The organism is Citrobacter sp. Colony219, from assembly GCF_019382635.1.
GTDB classification, from domain to species: domain Bacteria; phylum Pseudomonadota; class Gammaproteobacteria; order Enterobacterales; family Enterobacteriaceae; genus Citrobacter; species Citrobacter youngae.
In genome coordinates, this window is the sequence record NZ_CP080033.1 from 920,701 (window position 1) to 947,362 (window position 26,662).

Genomic DNA, 26,662 nt, shown 5'->3' on the forward strand with positions numbered 1-26,662 from the left:
CAAAAAAGGCGCTCGCAGGCGCCTCAATTACAATGACAATGACAATCACACACTCACCCCTTCAACGCTTTCCCCGCAATTACCCCGATAAACTCCAGCACCTGCTTTTGCTTACGCACGGAGAGCTTTTCCACGGCGCGCAGGGATTTCATCAGTTCTGACTCTTCGGGTTCGGCAGCGCGGGCGGTAAGCACGATGCAGCCTTGCATTACGCGCACATCAACGTCGGTGCCGGTGTCGAATCCAGCGGCTTTCAGCCACTGGCCCTTCATCACAATTGACGGAAACCGAACGTACTTCACCGGAATACGGCTGTAATCGGGATAACGGCTCGCATAACCCACCTTCAGGCGACGGTTATCCGCAGCGTGGACTTCTGGATCAAATGAAACTGCAATACAATGCGTATCAGTCATGGTGACTATTCTCCGATAATAGTTACTGCGATCAGCGATGTGAAGGTGCGCCAACACCTTTGCATCGCGCTAATAAAACCCCTGTAAATGACGCCAGTAAACTGGGGAAAGTCCAGATGTAAATAATATGAAATAAGCGCGAATAGCACGCTTTCGGAATAAATAGAAAACGCCTTCATCCCAATAAACCCGGTATTATTCACCGTATAAATCCATTCCCCTCCAGTCTGCTAAATACCGGCCATTTCCAGAAAACAACGCCTGTCGGCATCTGGCCAAAAATGCGATCTCACTCACTGAAGCAAATAGTAAACTCTGAAACAACACCGTTTTGTACACTTTGCTTTACACTTTTAGTGATGTGAATCACAAATATAAGTCCGTGAAGTGATCCGACTCTCACAAAATGGGGTGTACTCATTCACGAATACATTATGCGCACAGCCTGGAAAGTTAAGTTTTCAGTATTTCCCCCCTCAGTGGGCGCACTACCGCGAATGGCAAATCGAAACGCAAAAAAAAACTTGTTGAATATTAACGGGTAAAAAAATGACGTGTGATTTGCATCACTCACATTTACAGCTTTTTAAATTATTGCCAGTGATTAATGTTGACCGGGCTATTTCCATAATCAATCAAATCTTGCATAGTGCCTCCACATTATTTCTCCCCCTGACTCAGGAGGCGAATAGTTATATTTCATCAATCTCTGTTGATGAATACGATATGCTTTACTTCACATTAATACGTACATGACCACTGTTACTGGAGAAACAAAATGAATTATCCGGCAGAACCCTTCCGTATTAAAAGCGTTGAAACTGTATCTATGATCCCGCGTGATGAACGCCTGATAAAAATGCAGGAAGCGGGTTACAATACTTTCCTGTTAAATTCGAAAGATATTTATATTGACCTGCTGACAGACAGCGGCACCAACGCCATGAGCGACAAGCAGTGGGCCGGAATGATGATGGGTGATGAAGCCTACGCGGGCAGCGAAAACTTCTATCATCTGGAAAGAACCGTGCAGGAACTGTTCGGCTTTAAACATATTGTTCCGACTCACCAGGGGCGTGGCGCAGAAAACCTGTTATCGCAGCTGGCTATTAAACCTGGGCAATATGTTGCCGGGAATATGTATTTCACCACCACCCGTTATCACCAGGAAAAAAATGGTGCGGTGTTTGTGGATATTGTTCGTGACGAAGCGCACGATGCCGGACTGAATATTGCCTTTAAAGGTGATATCGATCTTAAAAAATTACAAAAGCTGATTGATGAAAAAGGCGCAGAGAATATTGCGTATATCTGCCTGGCGGTGACGGTTAACCTCGCGGGCGGCCAGCCGGTCTCGATGGCGAACATGCGTGCGGTGCGTGAACTGACAGAAGCGCACGGCATTAAAGTGTTCTACGACGCTACCCGCTGCGTAGAAAACGCCTACTTTATCAAAGAGCAAGAGCAGGGCTTTGAGAACAAGAGCATCGCCGAGATCGTGCATGAGATGTTCAGCTACGCCGACGGTTGTACCATGAGTGGTAAAAAAGACTGTCTGGTGAACATCGGCGGTTTCCTGTGCATGAACGATGACGAAATGTTCTCTTCTGCCAAAGAGTTAGTCGTGGTCTACGAAGGGATGCCATCTTACGGCGGCCTGGCCGGACGTGATATGGAAGCCATGGCGATTGGCCTGCGCGAAGCCATGCAATACGAATATATTGAGCACCGCGTGAAGCAGGTTCGCTATCTGGGCGACAAACTGAAAGCCGCTGGCGTACCGATTGTTGAACCGGTAGGCGGTCACGCGGTATTCCTCGATGCGCGTCGCTTCTGCGAGCATCTGACGCAAGATGAGTTCCCGGCACAAAGTCTGGCGGCGAGCATTTATGTGGAAACTGGCGTGCGCAGTATGGAGCGCGGAATTATCTCTGCGGGCCGTAATAACGTGACCGGGGAACACCACAGACCGAAACTGGAAACCGTGCGTCTGACTATTCCACGTCGTGTTTATACCTACGCACATATGGATGTTGTGGCTGACGGTATTATTAAACTTTACCAGCACAAAGAAGATATTCGCGGGCTGAAGTTTATTTACGAGCCGAAGCAGTTGCGTTTCTTTACTGCACGCTTTGATTACATCTAAAAATAGTTATGGCCCCATCACGTGATGGGGCTTTTTTGTATTCCTTTTCCATGAACAGGAAGCCTTTGCGGTGCCCGTTACCGTGACATAACTAAAAAAAAGTAAACCCTGACTCCGACATTTTTATTATCCGCATGATGTACAAATGACAGCTGTAATTATAACGAATAGTCTACAGGAACATTTATCATGGATATTAATGCCATTGAGCGACAGAGTAGTACCCCCGGACTGATTAGCGGAACCATGTTGGTTATCGCAACCGTAGTGGGTGGTGGGATGTTTTCCCTGCCGATTGCGATGGCCGGCGTATGGTTTCCCGGTGCCTCTGTTATTCTTCTGTTTATCGCCATCATGATGTTATTAACCGGTCTGATGCTGGTTGAAGTCAATCTGCATTATGGCGCCGGTGCCAGTTTTAATACCTTTACTCAGGATTTATTAGGCCGGAAGTGGAATATCGTGGTGGGTATCGCTTTCGGCTTTGTGCTGTATATTCTGACCTATGCCTATATCTCCGGTTCGTCGGCGGTGATGGCGCAAACCGTGTTCAAATACAGCGGCGTGCGCTTTCCGGCGAATATCTCGGTGGTGATCGTCAGTATGCTGGTAGGGGCGATTGCCTGGTACAGCTCCCTGCTGGTCGGACGCATCACTACCGTGCTGATTATCGGTAAGTTTGTGGCGTTCTTTGCCACGTTCTCCGGGCTGATTGGCCATATCGAAGTGGCAAAACTCATCGACAGCGTGGCGGTGGCGTTGCCCAATTCGCAGTATCTGCCGTACATCCTGATGACGCTGCCGTTCTGCATCATCTCGTTCGGTTTTCACGGTAACGTGCCGAGCCTGGTCAAACTGTATGGCACAAGCGGAGTTTCGAATATTACGCGTTCGATTATCATCGGTACGCTTTTTGCCCTGCTGCTGTATATTTTCTGGCTGGGCGTGACGATGGGTAACATCAGCCGTTCCTCATTCCCGCCGATTATCGCCAAAGGCGGCAATATCGATGTGTTTGTCGAGGCCATCAGCGGGCTGTTCACCAGCCGTTATATGGATCTGATCCTGACCTTCTTCGGCAACTTCGCGGTAGCCAGTTCCCTGCTGGCGGCAACGCTTGGTCTGTTCGATTACATCGCCGACCTGTTTCACTTCCCGGACGACGGCATGGGTCGCCTGAAAACCGCGCTGGTGACCTACTTCCCCCCGGCCGCCGTGTGCTTCTTCTTCCCGAATGGTTTTGTGCATGCGATTGGTTACGCCGGCCTGGCCTTTACCATCTGGAGCGTGATCCTGCCGCCGTTCCTGGTGAAAGCCGCGCGGAAACGTTTTCCAACCAGCAGCTATACCGCGCCCTGTAATAACACTGTGCTTAACCTGGTGATTATCTGCGGAGCGGTTGTCTATCTGACGGTTGTTCTGGATGTATTTGGTCTGCTGCCAACGTTTCGTTAGCGCGGGGGAGTTATGTTTCTCACATTGCTACGATTTCAGCATCCGCTGATCTACCGTTTTGCGTGGCTTCGTTTGTGGGTCAGGGTGTTAAGGGCGTGCAGGCTGCGTAAGTGAAAGAAGGTGTGCTTTATTCTGCGGTCGCTGCCGGATGCGGCGCTTGCGCCTTATCCGGCCTACAAAAGAGCGTTAAACGTAGGCGGGATAAGCGAAGCGCCATCAGGCATTACACCCGGAAGTAGCGTGGTGGGATCAACGCGGAAAAGGCGTCGAACTTCTTCACCATCTTTTTCCAGAACAACATAACAACAATCCTCGATTTGAAACATCGGCGCTATTKTAGTCAGCGCCGACAAATCGTAAAGYCWGTKRCSTCGTTCCGWTYCCGGGKCGGTGTAAACCTTTTWGKTCACYATKKCGTCAAATWCGATTGCCGCGAATTTGACGGGGTTGACAATGGYTTACGCCATAAACCAGTAATAAAASAGACCGACTTTCAGGCCGAGGATCACGATGTAGGCRCAGCAGTATTTCATGGTGCCAGACATAATCTGGTTGGCCTGACCGTCCATTTTKGTGGCGGAAACYGCRATGGCGATRCTYTGCGGCGAAATCATTTTCCCGCCCGTWGCGCCAGAGGTRTTGGCCGCCGCCAGCCAGTTRGGRTCGATATGYARYTTGCTGGCGGCAATRGTTTGCAGYTTGCCGAACAGAATRTTCGAGTTGGTATCGCTGCCGGTMACRAACGTGCCCAGYGCGCCAATCACCGGGGCGAGGAAGACGTAYGAGCTGCCGGTCAGATCGACAATCGACTGGGCCAGYGTGGAGATAATCCCGCTGAGATCCATCACCGTGGCCAGYGCGACGATCGCCATAATYGCSACRATRGARTTTTTAAGCTGGAAAATSGTTTTGATAAAYACTTCCAGCATCCCRCGYGCGGACGCYCCCTGAATAAARCCGCCGATAATRGTCGCAAAGATGATCAGCATCCCYGGCGTGGTCACCCATTCAACYTTCAGCGCCAKCGTTTTGCCGTCRGCMARCGTGAAATGCAGCACCGARGCCAGTTGKGAKGCYGCGCCTTTTATYGTCGGGAACAGCGGCGAACACAGCAGGATAAASACAAAAATAAACAGATARATAGARCCMACSCGGAACAACACTTTTGCCGARCGCGGCGTGGTTTCGCGGKTATGGCTGACYTCAATKCGCCAYTCRGGATCGGTTTKCCCTTTGCGCAGGCGRCTRACCATCGCCACGGCAAACAGGCTGACCAGGCTACCGGCAAAGGCGGGTAATTCMGCGCCRAGATGRATRGCGACAAAATAYTGCGGAACCAGCGTGGWAATRCCGCAAATCARCGTGATYARAAATACGCCGCGAATGGCTYTCAGRCCRCCGCCAATAATGCAGAYAATCACAAAYGGCAGCAGGATATTAAACAGCGCRAGCTGCARAATAATGGTTCCGCCYARRGTATAAACCGGCAGRTTAACCTGYTCTGCCAGAATWGAAACCGGGATCCCRACCGCGCCRAATGCRGTSGGAACGGTATTTGCYACSAGRGARGCWATYGCCGCCTTCARCGGGTTGAAWCCCAGYGCRATRAGAATACCGATCGGAATRGCRACCGCYGTRCCATARCCCGCMGCGGCTTCAAGAAATCCACCAAARCACCATGAAATCAGCAGCACCTGAATACGCTTATCTTCGCTAATGCTGGCGAGAATATCGCGCAGAATATCCAGCGCTTTGGTCGCCTGCATRACGTTATAACTGAAGATRGCGCCGAGGATMACAATYACRATCGGCCATARTCCCTTCAGTGCRCCATAGCCTATCGCGGCTTTYAGATTCTGTRYGGGCATYTCCCAGAAYAYWGCCGAYAGYGCMGCGGTGAATACYAAAGAGATCAGYACGGAATAATGGATRGGCATTTTYAATTTCAATATTAAAAATACCATCAGTAGTAAAGGAGAGAGTGCCAGGGCAAACATAAAGTATTCGTTCATTGCTATTCCTGATTGGTTTATTAAACCTGATTTATATTTATGGCGGGAAGGCTATATTGCCGCGTAAATAAAAGATGCAAACTGAATCGCTTCAGTGAATAAAGTAATTATGATTAATGGTTTTGTAACTATTGTAATCTTTTAATTAAAATTCAATGCCAGGTAAATATACTTAAGAGCAGGCTAAGTACCTATAAATAGTTATTTAATAACCTTTTTATTAATGGTAGTGACAGGAATAGTCAGCACCTGAAACTATTTTTAAGCTGTTCATAACGCGGTGGTTTTCAATATAAAAATGTGAGCGAGGCCGAAAGAAATAAACCAGGGTATTGCATGTACGAGTTGATTGGAGGATTATTTGATTTTGTCATACAAATGAAAATGCAGGCATTTAGGATGGTCCTGATATAAGAAGCGGAAATCGACCATCTCAGGAGCATGATCCAACAAACACCATGAACCCAGACATCGGCAAAACCAGCAAACAGAAGACTGGGCGTGATATMGCGATATCAAGCGCAATAAACAGAAATGAAGCAATGGAGTARTTATTGTGAATGTAAATTTCTTTGTYACCTGTATTGGTGACGCMCTGAAATCACGGATGGCACGAGACTCCGTATTGCTGCTGGAAAAACTGGGYTGTCRCGTTAATTTCCCCGAGAARCAAGGGTGTTGYGGTCAGCCAGCCATCAACAGCGGTTACATCAAAGAGGCGATCCCCGGGATGAAAAACCTGATCGCCGCSCTGGAAGACAACGACGATCCRATTATCTCCCCGGCRGGCTCCTGCACCTACGCGGTWAAAAGCTACCCGACGTATCTGGCSGATGARCCKGAATGGGCGCTGCGYGCYGAGAARGTTKCCGSRCGTATGCAGGATCTCACCTCYTTTATCGTCAACAAACTGGGTGTGGTGGAYGTYGGYGCCAGCCTGCAGGGCCGCGCKGTRTATCATCCTTCCTGYAGCCTGACCCGCAARCTGGGAGTGAAGGAAGAGCCGCTKACGCTGCTGAAAAACGTGCGCGGRCTGGAGCTGWTGACGTTTGCCGATCAGGATACYTGYTGCGGCTTTGGCGGGACGTTCTCGGTCAAGATGGCCGAGATATCCGGTGAGATGGTGAAAGARAAAGTMTTACATCTGATGGAYGCRAAGCCGGARTTTTTGATTGGCGCWGACGTYAGCTGCCTGCTGAAYATTGGCGGYCGACTGCAACGKGAAGGCCAGCCGGTCAAAGTGATGCATATTGCTGAAGTGCTGATGAGCCGCTGAGGGGAAAGAGATGTCGATAAAAACCAGCGATGTAGARTTTAAACTGCGYATTCGTCAGCAGATMGAAGATCCGATYATGCGCAAAGCCGTGGCCAAYGCGCAGGAGCGTATYGGYGCGAATCGGCARAAAATGGTYGATGAGYTAGGCCACTGGGAAGACTGGCGCGATCGTGCCAGYCAGATCCGCGATCAYGTTCTGAGCAACCTCGACGCTTACYTGTAYCAACTCTCCGAGAAAGTGACRSAAAACGGCGGMCACGTYTATTTCGCMAARACCAAAGAAGACGCYACYCGCTACATTTTGCAGGTCGCGCARAGTAAAAATGCGMAGAAGGTGGTGAAGTCCAAGTCGATGGTGACCGAAGARATCGGCGTCAACCATGTGYTGCAGGATGCCGGAATYCAGGTGATCGAAACCGATCTCGGCGAATATATCCTGCAGTTGGATCAGGATCCGCCTTCGCACGTYGTGGTYCCGGCKATTCATAAAGATCGCTAYCAGATCCGCCGCGTGCTGMAYGARCGTCTGGGGTAYGACGGCCCGGAAACSCCRGARGCKATGACCTTRTTCATTCGYCAGAAGATCCGCGAGGATTTCCTCAGTGCCGAAATCGGTATTACYGGCTGTAACTTTGCCGTGGCGGAAACCGGCTCKGTRTGYCTGGTGACCAACGAAGGCAACGCGCGSATGTGYACCACGYTRCCGAAAACGCACATTGCGGTGATGGGCATGGAGCGTATCGCRCCGACCTTTGCCGAKGTGGATGTGCTGATYACCATGCTGGCGCGCAGCGCCGTGGGCGCRCGTCTGACGGGCTACAACACCTGGCTGACCGGCCCRCGTGAGGCGGAYAACGTYGACGGMCCGGAAGAGTTCCAYCTGGTGATTGTCGATAAYGGCCGCTCGCAGGTGCTGGGYTCAGAGTTTCGCGATGTGCTGCGCTGCATCCGCTGCGGRGCYTGTATGAACACCTGYCCGGCGTACCGCCACATYGGCGGRCACGGYTATGGYTCTATCTATCCCGGCCCTATCGGCGCKGTGATYTCTCCGCTGCTCGGCGGCTATAAAGATTTTAAAGAYCTGCCRTACGCCTGTTCWTTRTGCACGGCYTGTGACAGCGTYTGYCCGGTKMRAATTCCGYTGTCAAAACTGATCCTGCGTCATCGCCGGGTGATGGCYGAGGAGGGCATTACGCCGAAAGCCGAGCGRCGGGCGATCAARATGTTCGCMTATGCCAATAGCCATCCGGGGCTGTGGAAAGTCGGGATGATGGCGGGCGCRCATGCGGCGAGCTGGTTTATCAAYGGYGGCAAAACCCCGCTCAAGGTTGGCGCGATTGGTGACTGGATGGAGGCGCGCGATCTGCCTGATGCYGACGGCGAGAGCTTCCGCAGCTGGTTTAAGAAACATCAGGCGCAGGAGAAAAAGAATGGATAACCGTACCGCGTTTTTARACACCATYGCCCAGGCGCTGGGTCGCCCGCTGCGCTTCGAACCGCAARCGGATGCCGCACCGGTTAACAACTATGCYAACGAGCGCCTGACCGARCTTAGCCCSSAGCAGCGCTGCKMTGCGTTTRTCCAGTTTGCCAGYGAAGTGATGCTGGCCCGCTGYGARCTGACYMGCGARGACCAGGCCGCAGACGCGGCRYTSCGYCTGTGCGAAGAATTGGGTCAGCAGCCRGTGGTSMTSAGCGGCGACAGCCGGCTGGYGGMGCTGGGCATYACCGAACGCTTGCARCAGGAATGYAACGCCGTGGTCTGGGATCCGGCGCGTGGYAGCGAAAATATTACCCAGGCCGARMAGGCGAAAGTSGGCGTGGTGTATGCYGARTATGGCCTGACCGAGTCCGGYGGCGTGGTGCTGTTTTCCGCRCCGGAGCGCGGGCGYTCCCTGAGCCTGTTGCCGGARTCYTCWATTTTCGTGCTGCGTAAAAGCACYATCCTGCCGCGCGTGGCGCARCTGGCAGAAAAACTGCATCAGAARGCRCAGGCCGGTGAGCGTATGCCATCGTGCATTAAYATCATCAGTGGACCCAGYTCGACGGCGGATATTGAGCTTATCAAGGTCGTTGGGGTGCATGGYCCGGTGAAGGCGGTRTATCTGATTATTGAGGATTGTTGAGGCAGGATGGAAAACCGCTCTGGCGCTGYGGGCCAGAGCGGTATCAACGTTATGCAATCATGCTGATGATCAACACGATTAYCAGGCCAACCACGGAGTTYACCAGCTCCAGCAGACCCCAGGTTTTCAGCGTATCCTTCACCGACAGRTCAAAGTAGCCTTTGAACAGCCAGAACGARGCATCGTTGATATGGGTCAGSGTGTTGGAGCCTGCCGCYGTTGCCAGYACCAGYAACGCCGGRTCGACGCCCACCAGTTGACCGGTTGCCGGGTCGAGRATKGCKGCGCTAATAATCCCYGCCGCCGTCATGGCKGAGACYACGCCCTGACCCGTTGCCAGACGAATCAGCACGGTTATCAACCACGCCATGATGTACGGAGARATRTTGCCGTGCGACATCAGCATGCCGATGGTATCGCCRATGCCGGTATCRATAATGGTYTGCTTCAGTACRCCGCCCGCGCCGATGATCAGGATCACCATGGCGATGCTTTTCACCGCGTTTTCAAAGGCGTTCATCACCCACTGCATGTCGTGACCACGCGCGGTACCAAACAGCACGAAGGCGACAACCATAGCGATAAACATTGCAATCGGTGAAGAGCCTAAGAAGTTGACCACTTCCCACGCCTGGGTCCCTTTCACCAGCCAGATGTTGGCGATGGTGGTGGAGATCATGATGATCGCCGGGATCAGCGGCACCAGGATAGAAACACCGAAGGATGGCAGGTTATTCTGGTCAACCGGTACGTCGGCCTTCATGAATGACGGCGTTGGGCGATCGAGGTTGCCGAGGAATTTCGGCAGGATAAGCCCGGCGCAGATCACGCTCGGAATGGTCACCAGAATACCGTAGATGTAAACCATGCCCATGTCCGCACCGTAGGCGTTAACCAGCGCCACCGGCCCCGGCTGTGGTGGGAACAGCGAGTGAGCGGTGGTGGCGGCGGCAACGGCGGGGATCGCCAGCTTGAGGAACGGGATCTTCGCCTCCGCGGCAATGACGATCACCAGCGGCGCCAGCATAATAAATGCCACTTCATAGAACATCGCCAGGCCGAAGATCAGACCAATAATGATCACCGACAGCTGCACATAGCGCAGGCCGAGGCGCGCCAGCAGCGTATGGGCAATCTGATGCGCCGCCCCGGAATCAACCATCAGCTTACCGATGACCGCCCCGAATACCACGATAATCGCCAGTTCACCCAGCGTGCTGCCAAAGCCGGATTTCATGGTGTGCAGCAGCTCCATTAAATCCATACCCGCCAGCATACCGACCGAGAGCGCCGCCAGCAGCAGGGCGACCATCGAGTTTATTTTGAATCTTAGATTGAGCACCAGCATCAGACCGATGCCGAATACGACCCACAGAATATTGAGAACGTGCATATAACGTCTACCTTTATTGGTTGAACTATTATGATTTTGGTTGAGATGTTACATATATTGGTTAACCATTGATGCGATGAATGTCACATTGCGTTACATGTTTACATTCTTACTGGGCTGCATGGCCGTAAAATGGCGATCTCATTAGCATAAATCGTGATTTGGTTAACCAATTTCGAGCTTCAGGTTGACATGTCATACCAAAAGGAGGAATTTATGTGCCATATCGTCGAGTCCATAACGTAACGAGGAATAAAACATGGAACAGACATGGCGCTGGTATGGTCCTAACGATCCGGTCACCTTAGCGGATGTACGTCAGGCGGGTGCCACAGGCGTTGTCACCGCTTTGCACCATATCCCGAACGGGGAAGTGTGGACGGTTGATGAGATCCTAAAACGCAAAGCCATTATTGAGCAGGCGGGCCTGGTCTGGTTGGTCGTCGAAAGCGTGCCGATCCACGAAGACATTAAAACCCGTTCCGGCAACTATCTGCAGTGGATCGCCAACTACCAGCAAAGCCTGCGTAACCTGGCTCAGTGCGGTATTCGCACCGTGTGCTACAACTTCATGCCGGTTCTCGACTGGACCCGTACCGACCTGGAATACGTTCTGCCGGACGGCTCCAAAGCGCTGCGTTTTGACCAGATTGAGTTTGCCGCCTTTGAGCTGCATATCCTCAAACGCCCGGGCGCGGAAGCGGATTACACCGCCGAAGAGATTGCTCAGGCAAATGAACGCTTCGCCACCATGAGCGATGAAGACAAAGCGCGTCTGACCCGCAACATCATCGCCGGTCTGCCGGGCGCGGAAGAGGGCTACACGCTCGACCAGTTCCGCCAACATCTTGCGCGCTATAAAGATATCGACAAAGCCGCGCTGCGTGAGAATTTCGCCGTCTTCCTGAAGGCGATTATTCCAGTGGCGGAAGAAGCTGGCGTACGCATGGCGGTACACCCGGACGATCCGCCGCGCCCGATCCTTGGCCTGCCGCGCATTGTTTCCACCGTGGAAGATATGCAGTGGATGGTCGATACGGTCAACAGCATGGCGAACGGTTTCACCATGTGTACCGGCTCCTACGGCGTGCGGGCGGATAACGATCTGGTCGACATGATCAAACAGTTTGGTCCACGCATTTATTTCACCCATCTGCGCTCCACGCTGCGTGAAGATAACCCGAAAACCTTCCATGAGGCGGCGCATCTTAATGGCGATGTCGACATGTACGAGGTGGTGAAAGCGATCGTTGAAGAAGAGCAACGCCGTAAAGCCGAAGGTAAAGAAGATTTGATCCCAATGCGTCCAGACCATGGCCACCAGATGCTGGACGATCTGAAAAAGAAAACCAACCCAGGCTACTCCGCGATTGGTCGCCTGAAAGGGCTGGCGGAAGTGCGCGGCGTTGAGATGGCTATCCAGCGCGCTTTCTTTAGCCGCTAAAGCGAGTTGCCGGCCACCTGTCTGGCCGGCTTTTTTCTTTTCTCATCCGTTGGCCTTTCAACGGGTTCTGGAGTTCACGATGACAACGACAATTGCCAATAGCGACCTGCCGGTTGCGCGCCCTGCATGGGACCGCTCGCGCCTGCAATCCCGCATTGTTCACCTGGGATGTGGCGCTTTTCACCGCGCGCATCAGGCGCTGTACACCCATCATTTGCTGGAAACCACTGACAGCGACTGGGGGATCTGTGAAGTTAACCTGATGCCGGGTAACGACTGCGTACTGATTGAAAATCTGCGCAAGCAGCAACTGCTGTATACCGTGGCGGAAAAAGGCGCGGACAACACCGTGCTGAAAGTGATTGGCTCAATGAAAGAAGCGCTGCACCCGGATCTTGACGGCTGTGACGGTATTTTACAGGCTATGGCGCGCCCGCAGACGGCAATTGTTTCGCTAACGGTCACCGAAAAAGGCTACTGCACCGATGCGGCCAGCGGTCAGTTAGATCTCAATAACCCGCTGATTAAACACGATCTGGCGAATCCGACCGCGCCGAAATCGGCGATTGGTTACATCGTACAAGCGCTGTACCTGCGCCGTGAGCAGGGGCTGGCGGCTTTTACCGTGATGTCCTGCGATAACGTACGTGAAAATGGTCATGTGGCGAAAGTCGCGGTACTGGGGCTGGCGCAGGCGCGCGACCCGCAGCTGGCGCAGTGGATTGAAGCTAATGCGACTTTCCCGTGCACGATGGTCGACCGCATTGTTCCGGCGGCGACGCCGGAAACGTTGCAGGAGATTGCCGACCAGTTGGGCGTTTACGATCCGTGTGCTATCGCCTGTGAGCCGTTCCGTCAGTGGGTAATTGAAGACAACTTTGTTAACGGTCGTCCTGACTGGGACAAGGTTGGCGCACAGTTCGTGGCCGACGTGGTGCCGTTTGAAATGATGAAACTGCGCATGCTCAACGGCAGCCACTCTTTCCTCGCATATCTGGGCTATCTCGGTGGCTATGAAACCATCGCCGATACCATGACCAACCCGGCGTACCGCAAAGCGGCGTTTGCGCTGATGATGCAGGAGCAAGCGCCGACGCTCTCGATGCCGGAAGGCACCGATCTCAACGCCTACGCCACGCTGCTGATCGAGCGTTTCAGCAACCCGTCTCTGCGCCACCGTACCTGGCAGATTGCGATGGACGGCAGCCAGAAATTACCGCAGCGCCTGCTGGACCCGGTGCGTCTGCACCTGCAAAACGCCAGCGGCTGGCGTCATCTGGCGTTGGGCGTGGCGGGCTGGATGCGCTACACCCACGGTGTGGATGAGCAGGGGCAGGCCATTGATGTTGTCGACCCAATGCTGGCGGAATTTCAGCGCATTAACCAACAGTACCAGGGAGCCGAGCGTGTGACGGCGCTGCTGGGGCTGTCTGGTATTTTTGGTCATGACCTGGCGGAAAACGCTGGCTTTGTGGAGACCATTATCGCGACGTATCAACAGCTATGTGAACACGGCGCACGTGAGTGCGTTGCGGCATTAAGCGCTGACGCATAACCTCCGAACTATGACGGGTCAATCAAAATATTGGTTTGGTTGACCCGTTTTCTGTTTTTGGCTTCCCGCAAATGCTATAGTTCGATACCTATTCCCCGTATCTGACTACACGCATCTGACGGACGTAACACGATGAAATCGAACACTTCTCAGCAAAGACCCTACCAGGAAGTGGGTGCCATGATCCGCGATCTGATTGTCCAGACGCCGTACCAGCCCGGTGAGCGCTTGCCGCCAGAGCGTGAAATTGCCGAGATGCTCAATGTCACTCGTACGGTGGTTCGCGAAGCGTTAATCATGCTGGAAATTAAAGGCCTGGTGGACGTGCGCCGCGGGGCCGGGATCTACGTGCTCGACAACGCGGACGCGCAGACTATCGACAGTACGGATGCAAATCATTGCAATGATGCGGGCCCGTTTGAGCTGCTGCAGGCGCGACAACTGCTGGAAAGCAATATCGCCGAATTTGCCGCGCTGCAGGCTACCCGCGAAGATATCGTCAAAATGCGCCAGGCGTTGCAACTCGAAGAGCGGGAGCTGGCGTCCAGTGAGCCGAACGGTTCTGAAAGCGGCGACATGCAGTTCCATCTCGCCATCGCTGAAGCCACGCATAACAGCATGCTGGTGGAGCTGTTTCGCCAGTCATGGCAGTGGCGTGAGAACAACCCGATGTGGATCCAGCTCCATAGCCACCTCGACGATACTCATTACCGAAAAGAGTGGATGGGCGACCACAAGCAGATCCTGGCGGCACTCATTAAAAAAGATGCCCGCGCGGCCAAGCTGGCCATGTGGCAGCATCTGGAAAACGTCAAACAGCGTCTGCTGGAGTTTTCAAATGTCGATGACATTGATTTTGATGGTTATCTGTTTGATTCCTGGCCGCTGGATAAAGTTAACGCCTGATTTTCCTTCCCTTTTACAACGTGGGCCATCCCGGCCCGCGTATCACTTCCCGCTGATTTTCGCTGACTATTTTCCCCGTCTGGACGCGACGTAAAATAATGTTTCCATCAATGCTGATGGCATTTTTTTCAGCGTAATTGCAGAGCGAAAATTGATATATATCAATTAAAAATAACTTATTTTCGCGTGCAAAAAAATGCACCATTTACCTTATTTTTACCTTTTCGTGCTTATTTTTCGACAAAACAGGTCAATGCGAAGTGAGAATCACACTGATTTGCCCAACGGTTAGTGCCGTTAATGTGTACTTAAGGGCGTATAAAAACAGAGGGTTTAGATAAAAGTAGACATTAATCACGCTCTGTAACTTATTGGTCAGAATGATGTTTTGTTTACGCAGGTTGATTACTCGTCCAGCCTCTCCCATTTTAATCAAATGAGTAAGAAAAAATATTCGTAAAGTAAAAATTACACATTATTCTACAATCAAGTTATCTTTCATTTGAAATATCGTTCCACTTTTTTTGGGTTTATTAACAGTTTCATTACTATTGTGATTTTTTTTTGCCGTTGACATGTTTTTACACTGACTGCATATTTCATCGCCATAAGCGTGTTATTGCGTTCAGGAGTTAAAAATGCCTTCTCGAGATTATCCCGATATCCGAAAAGCCAGAGGGACCCGATCTAAAGATATGGTTCTTTTAAGTGCCCGTGTTGATACTTCTCTTTGGGAATATGTCCGAACACTGGCATTTGAAACGCGTAAAAGTAAACAAGATATTATTGCTGAAGCATTAATGTTGCATCGCTCAGTTAATGAGAGTGAAAGTCTCGAGTAATTATCGCTGTCCGGTTTTGATTGAAAATCCAAAAATAAATTATGTCTTGCCACTTCATTATTACCTTCATTGGTATTTTTTTTGGTGTGTTATTGGTATTGCCCCTTAATCCATAGCTGTAATGGCATTAGGGGTAACCTCCGTTCATGCAGCGGAAATTTATAATAAAGATGGCAACAAATTGGATCTGTACGGCAAAGTAAAAGCGGTACATTCCTGGACTGATGGTAAAGATTCTGATGGTACTTACGCGCGTCTGGGTTTTCGCGGTGAGACACAAATCAACGATCAACTGTCCGGTTACGGCCAGTTTGAAAGTCAGTTTGATGCCGCTAAAGCAGAAGGTTCTCAGGATGGCGTTAATACACGTCTGGCGTTTGCTGGCCTGGATTATGGTCATGACGTCAGTTTTGACTACGGTCGTAACTATGGCATCGCTTACGATGTGGGAGCTTATACTGATACTCTTTCAGAGTTCGGCGGCGACTCCTTTGAGGATACTGACCGTTTCCTTACTACACGCACTTCTGGCGTTGCAACACTCCGCACCAAAAATCTGTTTGGTGCCGTTGATGGTCTGAACATCGGCGCGCAATACCAGGGTCAGGATGATACCAATGGAAATCCGGCTAAGCAGCACGGTAACGGCTACGGCTTCTCCCTGGGCTATGACAATATTTCGGATTCCGGTGTTTCTGCCATTGCGACCTACACAAATAGCTCAATTACCGCAGACCAAAAGAAAGGCAATAAAGACGGTAAGTGGGAAGGTAATAACGCTGAATTCTGGGGCGCTGGCCTGAAATATGACGCGAATGCTATCTACGTTGCGACCCTGTACGGCGAGTCCCATAATCTGATTCAGGGTGTTGATAAAGCACAACATTTTGAAGCGATGGCTGCCTATGTGTTTGATTTTGGCCTGCGTCCGAACGTGGCATACGTGCATACGCGTGACACCAATAACAACACGGATAAGACCGAATACGTTGCGCTGGGTACTGATTACTACTTCAACAAAAACATGGTGGCTGATGTGGGTTACAAAATTAACCTGCTTGATGGCAAAAACGACGATAACCAGGTTGTTGCTGGTCTGACTTACCAGTTCTAAGTTTTTGTAATGATTGAACAAGGCGTCTTTAGTAAGACGCCTTTTTTACATATGCTTTTGAGACTCACATCGGTTGGTTTTGTTCCGTCTGTAGATCGCTAAATAGCCATTTCCAGATATCCACTTTTACCCATGCAACGGCACAGAGAATGAGGTAAAAAAGAGGATTATGCGTAATGGAAATACGCATGACTTCCATCGGAAACTTTCCAGAAGCCCATTGCCACAAGAAAACGGTTGTTAACAGAAATATAATCAACAATCCTGCTGCACCAAATAGACCAAAGTTTTTATAATCGCCTACCGTGCTAATTAAACCAGCCAGAATAATCAACCCAAGTATGAGTTTTTTAACCTCGACATGTGCTCTTCCCGCAAGTGTTGTTGCAATTTAAGTAATATGTCCATTTTTACGCATGTACTATCAGCAAATGTATATACATAAAAGTAAATTATAAAGTTTTTAGAGAGGTGTTTGACTGTTATTTACAGGTTATTAAATGCTGACATTTAATTGCAGAACAATCTGATGAAAATATATTTATGGCGTTAGCGGAGTGATGGTCTTTACAGACTATAAGCGGTTGTTTATACCCTGGATAATTCGAGTATATATCAGCGTTTCGCGCTAATCAGGCGTGTTCAGGAGGCGGGGAACGCGGCTATACAGCGCCAGTTTCCGTTTTCCTGGCGGTAGATAGATTCGGTATGCCCAGGGATCACCCATTCTTCTTCCATGCCAGTAGCACAGTCGATGTAGATGCAGAGTCCGCAACCACCGCGTAGCTCGCGGGGAATATCCGCCACCCGAAAGCGGACCCCTGCGGCCTGTAGCGCCTTGCGCATTTTGATGACACCGACAGTGGAATGAAACAAGAACAGCGTTTCCTTCACTGACGTTTCCCCTGACGCTGGCCTATCAACGCCGCTCCGATTGCACCGGCAAACTGTGCGTCGGGATGCGTGTGTACGGGAATGCCTACATGACCTTCGAGCATACGGGCAAAGGCGTGACAGTGGCTGACTCCGCCGGTAAATAACAGCGGTGCTTGTGCTGAAAGCCGCCCGATGAAGTTAGCGCTGCGTCTGGCCATTGCGTTGATCACGCCAGCCAGAATCGCCTCTGGCGCGATGCCCGCAGAGCGCAGGCTAATGACTTCTGACTCGGCAAATACTGTACACATGCTGGTGATAGCATGCGGTTCGACGCCAGCAGTGATCGTATCCAACTGCTCTACGCTGGCTCCGAGGGTGCGTGAGATAACATCCAGAAACCGTCCGGTTCCGGCAGCGCACTTGTCATTCATTAAGAAATCGCTGAGATTGCCATCGTCATTCAACTGGATGACTTTACTGTCCTGACCACCAATATCAATCACTGTGCGGGTGCCGGGAGCCAGCAATCGCGCACCAAGCCCGTGGCAGGAAATTTCAGTGACCTGTTTGTCGGCATAATCGACGAGCTGCCGTCCGTACCCGGTGAGGGTTAAAAATGGTCGGTTCTCCAGCCCAGCCTGCAACGTTTCCCATGCCTGCGTGATCGCGTCCGCGGGGCGAAAAGGCGTTGGGCAAAGGAAGCGGCGTCTGATGACGTTACCTTCCAGCAAAACGCCTTTCGTCGCCGTGGATCCAGAATCAATCCCAATTGAGTATGTCATCTGCGTTTCTCACAACATCTCAATGAATGCGGCGACGCGGGTACTGAGCTGGCCGATATCTGCGCTGGAATAGTCGGTTTCAATCGCGATATAAGGAATGTTGTGCTGTTGGCGTACGTGACGCTTAATAGCGAGTGATTCAACGGCGTAGGTGTGGCAAGCCTGCAAAATGACATCGACGACGCCGTCAGCCTGGTACTCTTCAACCATTTGACTGAGCATTTTCAGGCGTTGATCGTTAGGAGAAATACAGGAGCAGCCGATGGCGAGGTATTTATCAGTCAGCGCGTCGTAGACATCGCCGGTTTCCGCCACGCATTGTTCGGTGGCCTTTGCGCCGGTGCAGTTTTCATAACCCACGACCCAACCACCGTTTTCTTCAATGGCACGAACGACTTTCTCTGCCGCGCCGCCAATGGGGCAGCCGGTTATCAGGATGCGCGGACGTGACGCCAGACGTTTCCCTGCCTGCCATTCCAGATGTACGCGCTCGGCCATGCTATTAAGCTCGTCGATCAACGCTTCTTTATCAAAACGGAAGGTGGCGCCGTAGACGACTTTCAGAATGTCACTGCCGCTAAGTGCGGGTGGGTTAAGTTGGCCAACGCGGTAGAAATTCGCCAGCGCCCGGCGTTCCTGGTTTTTGAGAATAACGGCTTCACGCAGCGCAGCTTCGGTAATGGCTGTGCCAAAACGGGCTTCGACGACCTGCTGCAGACGCCGGATCTCGGCTTTCCATAGCGCACGGGAAGCCGCATCGCTGGCGCTGTTGGGCAGTTGCATTACATGTACCGCTTTAAATTCGGCCATGTACTCGTACATTTTCTTTTTACCATCGCAGGTGGTTTCGCCCACCACCAGGTCAGAGAAATAGAAGTAGGGGCATTTGTCGGTTTTGCCAAACCCGTAGCTGCTTTTGATTAGCGGACACAGGTTCCGCGGCAGATCTTTTTCGGCCTCTTCAATGGTTTCATCAGAGGTCGAGCACAGGGAAACGACGACCGCGCCCGCCGCCATCGCAATCTCCTGCGGCATAAAGGTGCAATAGGTCCCAACGAGCGGAATACCTTGCTCTTTAAGATCCATTACGGTGAGAAAACCTTTCTGACGGGCGTCGGAGAATTGATTGAAAATAGCGGGTAAATCGGTGATTAGCGACATGATTTTCCTTCCCCGTAACACGGGAGACAGTAAAAAGACGCCGCATTATAACCCTGTAATATGTCAGGTTTTATTGATGTGCAACAATTGCGCGTTTACAGATTACGGCTGTAGACCCGCGAGACTTCCCCCCACGGATGATAGCCTGGCCCGTCAAAGTAAAATCCCGCTTTCTCGTATAAACCTTCCAGGTCAGTACACAGATGGAGCTGCGTAAAACCCAGCTGTCTGGCCTGCTGTGCAATATGTTCGATCAGGCGAAACGCCAGACCGTGACCACGATAGCGAGGATCGATATAGAGCGCGCATAGCCACGGCCACAGTTCGCCGCGACTAATAAAATCATTGGTGATCAATCCAGCGCAGCCAACAATGCTGCCACCATCCTGTAGCCAGTACCACTGCGGTAGCGGGTTCTTTGCGCCAATACAACGGCGCAATGCATCCTCGTATACCGCCATGGAGTCTTCTGAGGCCCATTGCTGCTGAAAGTAAGCGGTGATCTCGTGCAGCTTTTCTGGCGTCTCGCGCAGGGAAAAAATGCGGATGCTCATCGTCATTGAATCTTCCTCCTTAAAAATTCGCCAGCGTCAACAGGGACGGAATTTGCGACAACAGATATAACACCAGCCCGATTGAACCGCCAACCAACGTGCCGTTGACGCGAATAAACTGCAAATCTTTGCCAATGTTTAACTCAATTTGCTGTGACATATCGCGTGCATCCCAACTTTTCACCGTGTCGCTGATATGGCGCGTCAGGAAGCTGGCGAACTCCGGGGCAACTTTATGCGCGGCCTGCTCCAGATGCCCATTCAGTGAGGCGCGCAGGGCGCTGTCGGCTACCAGCGTTTCGCCGAACCACTGCCCGGCGCTGGCGATGCGCTGCTTCACGCGGGAATCGTCGGCGTTAATGTCGGTTTTCACCCACTGACGCAGGTCTGCCCACAGCTCGCCAAGATAATGGTTGAAGGCTTCGTCTTCCTTCAGATAGCTTTTCATGCTTTCGGCCCGCGCGGCCATCTCAGGATCGTGTTTGAGCTTGTCGATGAGCTTAAACGTGGCGCGATCGAATGCGTGGCGGATCTGATGCGCCCGATCGTGGCTGATGTCATCCAGCAAGGAGTTAACGGCATCCGATACCAGCTCGGCGCTGTGCTCGCCCAGCCATTCGGTCGGCAGGATCTTCGCTTTCAGCGGATGTTCGGTCTCCAGCCAGTGCACTACCTGTCTGGCGATAAACGCCCGTGAACTGTCGCGCTGGAGCAGGGCGATAAGTTGGGCGATCAGCGTGTCGAGCAGCACCTGATGGCGATTGTTTTTGGTCATGCTCTCCAGCATCAGCGCGCTGGTTCCGGAGAGATCGACCTTGTCGATGGCCTTGTGCACCGCCCGCTTGATCAGCCGCTGAATGCGGGCGTCGTCGGTCAGTTCGAGAAAACCGCTCATGATCTGCAGCAGATGCTGGCCGATGCGCTGGGCGTTTTCCGGCTGGCTGAACCAGTTGCCGATCAACAGCGCCGGTTCATGGCGGCGGATCAGGGCTATCAGCGACTGGGTATCGAGGAATTTCTCTTGTACAAACTGACCAAGATTTTCGCCGATTCGGTCTTTATTGCGCGGGATAATAGCCGTGTGTTGCGAGATAAACGGGATCGGCACCCGACGAAAAAGTGCTACCACGGCGAACCAGTCCGCCAGCGCGCCGACCATCGCCGCTTCGGCAATCGCTTTGATCCCGAGTACCCAGAAGTTAGGCGGCAAAAACAGCGTGATGACGAAGGTCGCGGCGGCAATCAGCAGCAATGAGAGCGCCAGTCGCTTGGCACGTTTGAGTTCAGCAATTTTATTCATAGGCTTAAGGATAGAGCCAGACGGGGGGATCGCGCAAAAATTGTGGAGTGCCTCCCATTTTCAAGTGGGCTGGGTTTACTCCGGGATCCAGTTGTCCCAGGCGGGTAAGGGGCCGAGTTCCGCCACCAGAAAATCGATAAACGATCGCACCTTCGGATTGCTGTACTTGCTGGGAAAGTACAGCGCATACAGGGCATGAGTTTCACAGGTGATGGTGCCGTCGAGCATCAGCGGCGTGATCTCCTCTTTTTGAATATGATCGCCAATCAAATAAGTGGGCAAATATGCCACCCCCTGATCTTCTAACACCGACTTCAACAGCACCAGACTGCTGTTGGCCTGGATCGGCATATGCAGTTTTAACTGATGCAGTCGATCCTGTTCATCTGCCACCTTCAGTACCGGCGTGAGGCCCGGGTAAACCAGGCAATCATGATCTACCAGATCGCTGCGACGCTGGGGCATGCCTTTTTTGGCGAGGTAGCCGGGTGAGGCACAGTACGCCCAGCGAACAGGCACCAGCTTGCGCATCGCATAGTTTTGCGGCGGCGCGGTGGAAATTCGCAGGGCAATGTCGAAATCCGTTTCGTTCAGATTGACGAAGTTATCGTTGAGATCGATATACAGATTCACATCCGGGAACTGGGAGCGATATTTATCCACCAGGTTTACTAGCCGGGAATAACCAAACGCAATTGAGCAGGTTATGCGTAATTCACCCTGCGGGCTGTGGTAATAACCGGAGGTGGTATTCAGCGTTTCATCGAATTCTTTCAACAGCTTATTAGCGCGGTTGAAGAGATATTGCCCGGCATCGGTCAGGGTAATACTGCGGGTGGTGCGTTTAATTAATGTCGTGCCTAACGTATCTTCCATCGCTGCCAGGCTTTTGCTGACCGCAGACGGCGAGACGTTGAGCTGCGCCGCGGCTTCTGACAATCCTCCGCAGTCGACGATTTTAGTAAAAAACTCCAGATGCTTGAGTGAAATCGGCGTACTCATAATTTCCTTAAATTCACAAGTGATTTGCAAAAACGGTACGAATAGGCCGTTACATTCGCCTTTTAAACATGCAACTATTGAATCACAGGAAACAACTTGCTGGCAAAATGAAAAAATAACAACTTAGGTGAGTTACGTCACAAAATAAAAGGAGGCGAAACGGAAACTCATCACATTGTGAATTTAATCTCATTAATTATTATTCTAAAGGTACCGATTATGTGGTCACGACTCGAACCCTACAGATCGTCGATTATTTTATTAGTTGCTCTGGTGATTGGCGGCTTATTAGGTATTTATGCCCCATCGTTTGCAGGTAAACTCCAGCCGATAGGTCAGATATTCCTGAACCTGTTATTTATGATTATTGTGCCGCTGGTGGGGATCAGCGTCATGTCTTCCATCGCCAGTATGACCGACCTGAAAAGGTTGGGACGTATTATGGCGATTATCTTCATTGTTTCGATCGCAATGGCCTTTATTCCTGCTGCTGGGATCGTCGCGCTGGCGCTCTGGTATAACCCGGCGCAGGGCGTCACTATCGATCTCTCGCAGTCGGTGCAGGCGGGCAGCGGCAAGATGGATTTTGTCAGCATGATCACCACCAGCGACTTTATCGGACTGTTTTCTAAGTCCAATATTCTGGCGCTGATCGTAATGGCGATCATCGCCGGTGTGGCGATTGGGCAATCAGATCAGGCGGGTAAACGCATTGCGTCGCTGCTGGAAGATGCCAATACCGTGATCATGAAGATCGTCTCGATCATTATGAAGGTGGCGCCGGTTGGTCTGGGCTGCTATTTCGCGGCCACCATGGCCAGTCAGGACTCTGCACTACTGTTAACCTTTGCCCGCGCCATCGGCCTGTTTATGGTTGCTACGCTGGTCTACTTCGTTTTTGGCTCGATTCTCTATTCGTATATTGGCGGCGGTATTCCGGCGGTCAAAGCCTTCTGGCGTAACGCGATTGAACCGTCTGCGACCGCGCTGGGGACCTGCTCTTCACTGGGAACGCTACCTGTAACCCTGCGCGCCGGTAAGGCGATGGGGATTAACCCGGAAATCGTTGATGTTTCCATTCCGCTGCTGGTTAACCTGAACAAGGGCGGTGTGGCGATGATTGCCGCGCTGAAAATCGTCTTTATCTATTCCGTGCTGGGCATGGAGTTCACGACCGAAACCTTCTTCCTGACGATGCTGATTGCGGTGCTCTCCGCCATTATCGTTGGCGGCGTGCCGGGCGGGGCGTTCCTCGGTGAAATCTTTATCGTCACCACGCTGGGCCTGCCAATGGAAGCGATTCCGATGCTGGTGGTGCTGGGCACCATTACCGATGCGCCGGCCACACTGATTAACGTTATCCATGATTTGAATGCGGCGCAGATTGTTGAACGGTTCGCAGGAAAAAAGCAGACCAACACTGAAATAAACTCTACTGCTGCGGTGGTATAGGTATTCACACGGATTAAGAACAGGAGATGTTATGAAAGACGCAATGAAGCTTGAGACGCACCTGGTTGTTGCGGGTCGTGACAAACGCTACACCCAGGGAGCGGTGAATCCAGTTATCCAACGTGCCTCTTCATTGGTATTTGATACCGTGAAGGACAAGAAATTTGCCACCGCCAATCGCGCGAACGGCGAGCTGTTTTACGGTCGTCGCGGAACCTATACCCACTTTGCCTTCCAGAAGGCAATGAGCGAACTGGAAGGCGGCGTTGGCTGCGCGCTGTACCCATGTGGTGCTGCGGCGGTGACCAATGCGATTCTGGCGTTTGTTCAGGGTGGCGATCATATCCTGATGACCGGCGCGGCCTACGAGCCAACCCAGGATTTTTGCAATAAGATCCTGAGTAAATTCAATGTTGAAACAACGTATTACGATCCGCTGATTGGCGCGGGTATCGTCGATCTTCTGCGTCCGGAAACGAAGGTTGTATTCCTTGAGTCACCAAGTTCTATCACCATGGAAGTCCAGGACGTGCCGGGGATGGTGAAGGCTATCCGCGCGGTGAATCCGGAGATTGTCATTATGATCGACAACACCTGGGCGGCGGGCGTGCTGTTCAAAGCGCTGGATTATGGCGTGGATATTTCCATTCAGGCGGGAACGAAGTACACCATCGGTCATTCGGACGGCATGCTGGGCACGGCGGTGTCTAACGCCCGTTGTTGGGATCGTCTGCGCGAGAACTCTTATCTGATGGGGCAAACGCTGGATGCCGATACCGCCTACAACGGCAGCCGCGGATTGCGCACCCTGGCGGTACGCCTTAAGCAGCATCAGGAGAGCAGTATCCATATTGCCCGCTGGTTGTCGGCCAGACCGGAAGTGGCGCGGGTGAACCATCCGGCGTTACCGGAATGTCCGGGCCACGAGTATTTTCAGCGTGATTTTACCGGAAGCTCAGGCCTGTTCTCATTTGTGCTGAAAAAGAGACTCACCGACGAACAGATGGCGAATTTCCTCGATAATTTCTCGCTGTTCCATATGGCCTATTCGTGGGGGGGATTTGAGTCGCTCATTCTGGCGAACCAGCCGGAAGAGCTGAACAGCATCCGACCGGCTGGAGAGGTGGATTTCAGCGGCACGCTGGTCAGGGTGCATATTGGCCTGGAGGATATTGGCGACCTGATTGCCGATCTCGAAGCGGGATTTGCACGCATTGCGTAAGGTGATGTGATTAGTGCCGGATATGGCGCAAGCGCCTTATCCGGCCTACATAGTTGTCGTAGGCCGGATAAGCGGGCAGGTTAGTTTTCAGTGGCTAACGTCGTTGCCTCATGCTGGCGCACCCGTTTGAGCAAGGCTGCCAGCGTGAACACGACAGCGATCCCCGCCACAACCGCCAGCAGATGAAACGAAATCCTGCCGCCGTTAAACCATAGCCAGCGTCCAATTTCGACAGAAACCGCCATCACCGTCAGGATCACCATATTCAGCGACGCGGAAACCGTACCCTTCGGTAAGTTGTTGGAAAACAGCGTAAAGCGGAACAGCGTCGGGAAGATCATTCCAATGCCAAACGCATACAGGCTCGTTCCCAGCACTGACCACAGCCAGACGTGCGGCCACAGCAAATTACCCGCGATCAGCACCGCTAACCCGCTCAGTTGAACAGGCACGGCGCGCCAGATAAAACTGGGTTGGGTTGGATCCTTCACAAAACGAACCACCACCATATTGGCGACGATCACCGCGCCAAATACCGGCGCCTGCGCCCAGGCAAACTGCGATGTGGTCATACCGCCCGCATCAATCAGGATCACTGGTGAGACCGCCACCCAGCTCATCATCGGGATATAGCTTAGCGATAGCGTGGCTGCGCCAAACAGGAATACCCGGTTGCGGAAAACGTCGCGGAAATCGCGCAGTACGCCACGCGCGCTAAACGGCACCGTGCCGCGCTGGACGGTTTCTGGCATGGCTAACGCTAACCCAATCAGGGCGATAAACCCCATGACGGCAATAATGGCAAACAGAAACTTCCAGTGGACAAAGTGCATCAGCGCTGCTCCGGAGAGCGGGCCAATAACCGGCGCAACCAGTACAATAGAGGTGATTACCGCCATTAGCTTAATGGCCTTCGTTTGCCCAAACGCCTCCTGCACCGTGACATAACCCACAGTGGCGATAAAACAGATGCTGGTGCCCTGCACAAATCGGGCAACCAGAAATTGCGTCATTGACGTGGTGAACAGCGTGGCAGCGCAGGCGAGGGTAAAGATTAACGACCCCGCGATCAGCACCGGTCGACGGCCAATCCGGTCGGAAAGCGGCCCCAACAGCCATTGCAGCGCCATGCCGCCTGCCAGATAGAGGCTCACCGCAGCGGGCGCCAGACTGACGTCGGCGTTGAAATCGCGTACGACATTAATGATGCCGGGCTGGATCAGGTCCGTCGACAGATAGGCGGCGAAATCATACAAAATCAACGCAATAGGAAAAAATAGCGTCGTAGCGCGTTGGGAGAAAAACGCGAGAATCCGTTGCATAAAACAGCTCCTTGTCGGGAGAAAACCCTCAACGGGAATAGCGAAATTCAATACCGTCTTTGAGACGTCAGGCCGATGACAGAATAAAAGCAGACTGCAAATGTACTGAATTTCATGTAATCAAAAACGCTGCCCGCGCGAGGCGCAAACAGGAGAAACGTTTTCAGACGCTGGGTCAGAAAACGTAACGATTACAGGTAACAATCAGCACATCGCACCTCGGGAAGAATTGGTTGAATGGATAATAGCCACCCAAAGTGTAATGCGAACTGGATATTAATTAAACGGATTTATCCTGTTTAT

General features: G+C 52.0%; 23 protein-coding genes. 12 read left to right on the top strand and 11 right to left on the bottom strand.

The window, feature by feature from the left end; translation table 11 throughout:
• Positions 1 to 53: 53 nt before the first annotated feature.
• Complete coding sequence (symE, locus tag JTI85_RS04050) at positions 54 to 416, bottom strand: endoribonuclease SymE (protein WP_044699097.1); 363 nt, start codon at positions 414 to 416, stop codon at positions 54 to 56.
• A gap of 778 nt (positions 417 to 1,194) precedes the next feature.
• Between symE and JTI85_RS04055 the strand changes: the two genes are divergently transcribed.
• Together JTI85_RS04055 and JTI85_RS04060 are read left to right on the top strand one after the other, a co-directional pair.
• On the top strand, positions 1,195 to 2,565 hold the full coding sequence (locus JTI85_RS04055) for a tyrosine phenol-lyase (protein WP_061067147.1): 1,371 nt from the start codon (positions 1,195 to 1,197) through the stop codon (positions 2,563 to 2,565).
• Positions 2,566 to 2,754: 189 nt separating this feature from the next.
• Positions 2,755 to 4,020 (top strand): aromatic amino acid transporter, encoded by a 1,266-nt coding sequence (locus JTI85_RS04060; RefSeq protein ID WP_061067148.1) that lies wholly within the window; start codon positions 2,755 to 2,757, stop codon positions 4,018 to 4,020.
• 458 nt (positions 4,021 to 4,478) lie between these two features.
• On the opposite strand, the gene JTI85_RS04065 is transcribed toward JTI85_RS04060, so the two are convergent.
• Positions 4,479 to 6,032 (bottom strand): L-lactate permease, encoded by a 1,554-nt coding sequence (locus JTI85_RS04065; RefSeq protein WP_219352566.1) that lies wholly within the window; start codon positions 6,030 to 6,032, stop codon positions 4,479 to 4,481.
• A gap of 556 nt (positions 6,033 to 6,588) precedes the next feature.
• Here JTI85_RS04065 and JTI85_RS04070 point away from each other — a divergent pair.
• The 3 genes from JTI85_RS04070 to JTI85_RS04080 all read left to right on the top strand — a co-directional run bounded on the left by JTI85_RS04070 (position 6,589) and on the right by JTI85_RS04080 (position 9,434).
• On the top strand, positions 6,589 to 7,308 hold the full coding sequence (locus tag JTI85_RS04070; protein WP_219352137.1) for a (Fe-S)-binding protein: 720 nt from the start codon (positions 6,589 to 6,591) through the stop codon (positions 7,306 to 7,308).
• Between the two features lie 10 nt (positions 7,309 to 7,318).
• On the top strand, positions 7,319 to 8,746 hold the full coding sequence (locus tag JTI85_RS04075; RefSeq protein WP_219352139.1) for a LutB/LldF family L-lactate oxidation iron-sulfur protein: 1,428 nt from the start codon (positions 7,319 to 7,321) through the stop codon (positions 8,744 to 8,746).
• A gap of 163 nt (positions 8,747 to 8,909) precedes the next feature.
• Positions 8,910 to 9,434, top strand: coding sequence for a lactate utilization protein C (locus JTI85_RS04080; RefSeq protein ID WP_370629263.1), 525 nt, complete (start codon positions 8,910 to 8,912; stop codon positions 9,432 to 9,434).
• A 49-nt stretch (positions 9,435 to 9,483) separates the two neighbouring features.
• Here the strand turns inward: JTI85_RS04080 and gntP are convergent, their stop codons facing one another.
• A complete protein-coding gene (gene gntP / locus JTI85_RS04085) occupies positions 9,484 to 10,827 on the bottom strand; it encodes a gluconate permease GntP (RefSeq protein ID WP_219352142.1) in 1,344 nt (447 codons plus the stop codon).
• Between the two features lie 259 nt (positions 10,828 to 11,086).
• Between gntP and uxuA the strand changes: the two genes are divergently transcribed.
• The 5 genes from uxuA to JTI85_RS04110 all read left to right on the top strand — a co-directional run bounded on the left by uxuA (position 11,087) and on the right by JTI85_RS04110 (position 16,688).
• A complete protein-coding gene (gene uxuA / locus JTI85_RS04090; RefSeq protein ID WP_219352143.1) occupies positions 11,087 to 12,271 on the top strand; it encodes a mannonate dehydratase in 1,185 nt (394 codons plus the stop codon).
• Positions 12,272 to 12,350: 79 nt separating this feature from the next.
• Entirely contained in the window at positions 12,351 to 13,826 is a 1,476-nt protein-coding gene (locus tag JTI85_RS04095) for a fructuronate reductase (RefSeq protein ID WP_219352145.1), read from the top strand.
• A gap of 132 nt (positions 13,827 to 13,958) precedes the next feature.
• On the top strand, positions 13,959 to 14,732 hold the full coding sequence (gene uxuR / locus JTI85_RS04100) for a Uxu operon transcriptional regulator (RefSeq protein WP_003033268.1): 774 nt from the start codon (positions 13,959 to 13,961) through the stop codon (positions 14,730 to 14,732).
• 638 nt (positions 14,733 to 15,370) lie between these two features.
• A complete protein-coding gene (locus JTI85_RS04105; RefSeq protein ID WP_071887314.1) occupies positions 15,371 to 15,574 on the top strand; it encodes a hypothetical protein in 204 nt (67 codons plus the stop codon).
• A gap of 121 nt (positions 15,575 to 15,695) precedes the next feature.
• On the top strand, positions 15,696 to 16,688 hold the full coding sequence (locus tag JTI85_RS04110) for a porin (RefSeq protein ID WP_199954328.1): 993 nt from the start codon (positions 15,696 to 15,698) through the stop codon (positions 16,686 to 16,688).
• 64 nt (positions 16,689 to 16,752) lie between these two features.
• Here JTI85_RS04110 and JTI85_RS21255 read toward each other — a convergent pair whose 3' ends face one another.
• The 7 genes from JTI85_RS21255 to JTI85_RS04145 all read right to left on the bottom strand — a co-directional run bounded on the left by JTI85_RS21255 (position 16,753) and on the right by JTI85_RS04145 (position 22,363).
• On the bottom strand, positions 16,753 to 16,878 hold the full coding sequence (locus JTI85_RS21255) for a hypothetical protein (protein WP_255562731.1): 126 nt from the start codon (positions 16,876 to 16,878) through the stop codon (positions 16,753 to 16,755).
• Positions 16,879 to 17,330: 452 nt separating this feature from the next.
• Positions 17,331 to 17,582, bottom strand: coding sequence for a DUF3343 domain-containing protein (locus JTI85_RS04120; protein ID WP_086523573.1), 252 nt, complete (start codon positions 17,580 to 17,582; stop codon positions 17,331 to 17,333).
• Positions 17,579 to 18,346, bottom strand: coding sequence for an acyl-CoA dehydratase activase (yjiL, locus tag JTI85_RS04125; protein ID WP_219352146.1), 768 nt, complete (start codon positions 18,344 to 18,346; stop codon positions 17,579 to 17,581). The genes JTI85_RS04120 and yjiL overlap by 4 nt, the downstream gene beginning before the upstream one ends.
• A gap of 9 nt (positions 18,347 to 18,355) precedes the next feature.
• On the bottom strand, positions 18,356 to 19,507 hold the full coding sequence (locus tag JTI85_RS04130; protein ID WP_048212810.1) for a double-cubane-cluster-containing anaerobic reductase: 1,152 nt from the start codon (positions 19,505 to 19,507) through the stop codon (positions 18,356 to 18,358).
• 95 nt (positions 19,508 to 19,602) lie between these two features.
• Positions 19,603 to 20,067 carry a GNAT family N-acetyltransferase gene (locus tag JTI85_RS04135; protein WP_048212809.1) on the bottom strand — a complete coding sequence of 155 codons (465 nt, stop codon included), beginning with the start codon at positions 20,065 to 20,067 and terminating at the stop codon, positions 19,603 to 19,605.
• A 13-nt stretch (positions 20,068 to 20,080) separates the two neighbouring features.
• Positions 20,081 to 21,361, bottom strand: coding sequence for a DUF445 domain-containing protein (locus tag JTI85_RS04140; RefSeq protein WP_219352148.1), 1,281 nt, complete (start codon positions 21,359 to 21,361; stop codon positions 20,081 to 20,083).
• A gap of 75 nt (positions 21,362 to 21,436) precedes the next feature.
• Positions 21,437 to 22,363, bottom strand: a complete 927-nt coding sequence (locus JTI85_RS04145; protein WP_003845596.1) for a LysR family transcriptional regulator — start codon at positions 22,361 to 22,363, stop codon at positions 21,437 to 21,439.
• A 219-nt stretch (positions 22,364 to 22,582) separates the two neighbouring features.
• On the opposite strand from JTI85_RS04145, the gene JTI85_RS04150 reads away from it, so the two are divergent.
• Entirely contained in the window at positions 22,583 to 23,815 is a 1,233-nt protein-coding gene (locus JTI85_RS04150; RefSeq protein ID WP_048212807.1) for a dicarboxylate/amino acid:cation symporter, read from the top strand.
• A 31-nt stretch (positions 23,816 to 23,846) separates the two neighbouring features.
• Positions 23,847 to 25,037: a cystathionine beta-lyase gene (gene metC, locus JTI85_RS04155; protein ID WP_048212806.1), complete on the top strand. Its 1,191-nt coding sequence runs from the start codon at positions 23,847 to 23,849 to the stop codon at positions 25,035 to 25,037.
• A gap of 80 nt (positions 25,038 to 25,117) precedes the next feature.
• Here the strand turns inward: metC and mdtM are convergent, their stop codons facing one another.
• On the bottom strand, positions 25,118 to 26,359 hold the full coding sequence (mdtM, locus tag JTI85_RS04160) for a multidrug efflux MFS transporter MdtM (RefSeq protein WP_219352150.1): 1,242 nt from the start codon (positions 26,357 to 26,359) through the stop codon (positions 25,118 to 25,120).
• Positions 26,360 to 26,662: the final 303 nt, after the last annotated feature.